Genomic DNA, 2,802 nt, shown 5'->3' with positions numbered 1-2,802 from the left:
CGATCATAGACGCTAGAATTGCTTTTTTTAAATTCATACTAAACCCTCCTACATATTCTCATTGCGTACCACTGGTGTATCGCCTACAATATATAACAGTTTCAACCCGCTCATTTGTGACATCATATCTCTAACACTCTGAATTCATTATCATACACGCCATGAGATTGGTGATACGGATCAACATTTTTAGTCAAATACACAAAAAAATCCACCGACATATGGAAGCCAGTGGATTATTCGATACTGAGTCAAAATATAATGAAATGGTTCATTTGCAACGTTTATTTAGATTTCACTTCCATATCTGCTACATAACCGTCGAACTGCGCATCAGCAGCTTTCCCGGCGCATATGTATACAATCTTTTTATTCGCATCGAGCGCTGCTCTCACATTCATGCCATTTTTGCTGGTGAAATAATAATCCTTCCTGTGTTCATCCCATTTCACGCTATGTCCATTCATGTCGATATTAAATAATTTCTTCGCTAACGGGGCAACCGCTTCTTTCGCCTCTTTTTCTGAAATTCCCTTATGATCTCGTACTCTTATTCCAAACTCATTGTACATGCCTTTTATTTCTCCTGTATTGGGATCCGCATAAACCGTAACTTTGCCATCATGAAATACCCACGCTGCCTCTGCTTTATTTTTCCCATGAGCCGTTATTGGGAATACATTAACTGCAAGCTGAGCACTTGTCATTTCAAATTTATGTTGAAACGCCGTCTTAGCAGCAGCTATAACTGTTGACAGCAATTTCGGATCAAGCTCTTTCTTATCAAAATCAATACGGAGATAATCAGTTTTCAGTTGACCATCATCATCAAAATCGATTGAGAAAGTGGAGAAATCTTTTCCTTTCAATTCGTACCGTTTCTCCTTAGATAGCTTTACTCTGTCAAGAGGATTAAATGCTCTAACGTTTAGTTTACTCACCCAAACTTCTTGTTCAAAGGCGTACTTCTTCTTTGCATACTTGGCATACTTCGCATCTATTACTTTCAACCACTTTAAGACTTCTTCTTGATGCTGCTTGCTGATTTGGTCGATCGTGGTTTGGCCGCCTACCCACAAGATAATTTCCTTATCCTTAAGACTGTCAAATTGTACACAATATTTTCCATCTACTGATCGAACTTCTGCCAGACCTGCAACAACCTTATTATAAATTAATTCACGCTTGCCCACCTTCTGCAATTCAACATCTTTCCCGGCAAATAATTTTATCGCTTGATTCAGCTTTTCAGCAAGCTTCGGATCTATTTGAATCGTCCGGTGATCCGATTGTTTCTGTTCTTGCGCCTTGGCCCCCGCAGGAATCGGGCCTGCCAATGTAGTCAGCATGCTGGATACGACCAGTGTTGCGACGATTGCTTTTTTCAAATTCATGATAAATCCTCCTATGTAATTACTTGAATATAAAATCGATTAGATATTTTAGCGTAGGAATTGGTAAATAACCACATAACATTCCATTAACATCAATTAAGAACACGTTACTATTCCTTAAGGCTTCTTACCTGACGCTGCTCGCGCTTGTATAAGCAACTCTTGCGCCTTGGCCTCCAATACGGCAGCCGCTTCATCCACTGACTTCTTGTTATCGACAACGGCTTGCAGCTCTTCCCGCAGCGGCTCATCGAACAGCGTGAAGAACTTGAATGGAACACGACCGCTCTGCCGTATGGAGTCAGCCTGCTTGACCTTCAGCATATAGAACGCTTCCATGCTCTTGCTCTTGAATTCCTTCACATATCCGGTACGCGAAGGCAAAGTGCCGTCCATCGTTTTCGAACGGGCATGAGCCATTTCCGGGCCGCACACGAACTTGACGAATTCCCAGGCAGCTCGCTTATTAGACGAGTCGGCGGCAATCGCAAAGAGAGAGTCAAGGTACACGCCTGTAGATTCATCCGCAGGATCAATCGGTACCGTGACAGCTTCCCACTCTACCGGCGCCTTATCCGCGTTAAATCCGACTTCTCCCGCATGGGGGACACCTTTGAACGTTATCGCGGCCACGCCGTCGTCGAAGAGGTTTTGCGACGAATCGAGTTGAGCTACGGGGTCGAAATATACCACATTGTTGCGTACTGCATACGTAGCCAGACTCATCGCCTCTTTCCAGCCTTTGGAATTAATGAGCACCTTCTCTCCCTTCAGATCGAACAGCTGCAATCCGTAGGTCTTGGCGATATCGTACATCAAATCGCCAACACCTCTCAAGTCATCAAAAAAAACGCCGCGCACCGGACGATCGCCGTGTTTGATATTGGAAAATCTTGCACCTAGCTCGAAAACTTCCCGCCAGGTCATCTTGTTCGTTGGCGGATCGATATGATTCTCCCGGAACAATGCGGTGTTATAGTGCAAAGCCTTAATGCCGACTGCAGGAGTCAGCCCATATAGCTTGCCGTCGCCTAAATTTTTGATCACATCGATCAGTCCCGGCATGAACCCTTCGATATCATAGTTGTCCTGCCGGATCGCTTCCTCTATACCGTACAGCTTCCCATTGGCGGCGAATTGCCCAAAATTTTGCTGATCCAGCAATAGCACATCTGCTCCAGAGCGCTCCAACAACTTCCTTACCTCTGAATCATATTCATCTGGAATAATCATTTTCCCGAGATTTTTCAGTACCTGAATTTTAGGGATGACTTCAACTTCAATTTGCGGGTAGTTCATCTTAAAATATTTTCCATAATCCAGGTCAAATGCTTCCTCAGTCTGATAGATCACCTTGATTTTGCTTGGCTGTAAAGGCTCCAGCACTTCCTTCTTGCCGAAGCAGCCG

At 44.0% G+C, this 2,802-nt stretch carries 2 protein-coding genes; both read right to left on the bottom strand.

Annotation, left to right across the window (positions count from 1 at the left end; genetic code table 11):
• Nucleotides 1-284: 284 nt before the first annotated feature.
• Nucleotides 285-1,394, bottom strand: coding sequence for a hypothetical protein (locus tag BBG47_RS27520; protein ID WP_065294402.1), 1,110 nt, complete (start codon nt 1,392-1,394; stop codon nt 285-287).
• 117 nt (nt 1,395-1,511) lie between these two features.
• Nucleotides 1,512-2,802 (bottom strand): extracellular solute-binding protein (locus tag BBG47_RS27515; RefSeq protein ID WP_065294401.1); only part of this gene is annotated, 1,291 nt, incomplete at its 5' end.

It is taken from the genome of Paenibacillus sp. KS1 (assembly GCF_001680695.1).
Classification (GTDB): domain Bacteria; phylum Bacillota; class Bacilli; order Paenibacillales; family Paenibacillaceae; genus Paenibacillus_B; species Paenibacillus_B suaedae.
Note: the sequence above shows the minus strand (reverse complement) of the source record. Positions and strands in the feature narration are given on the sequence as shown.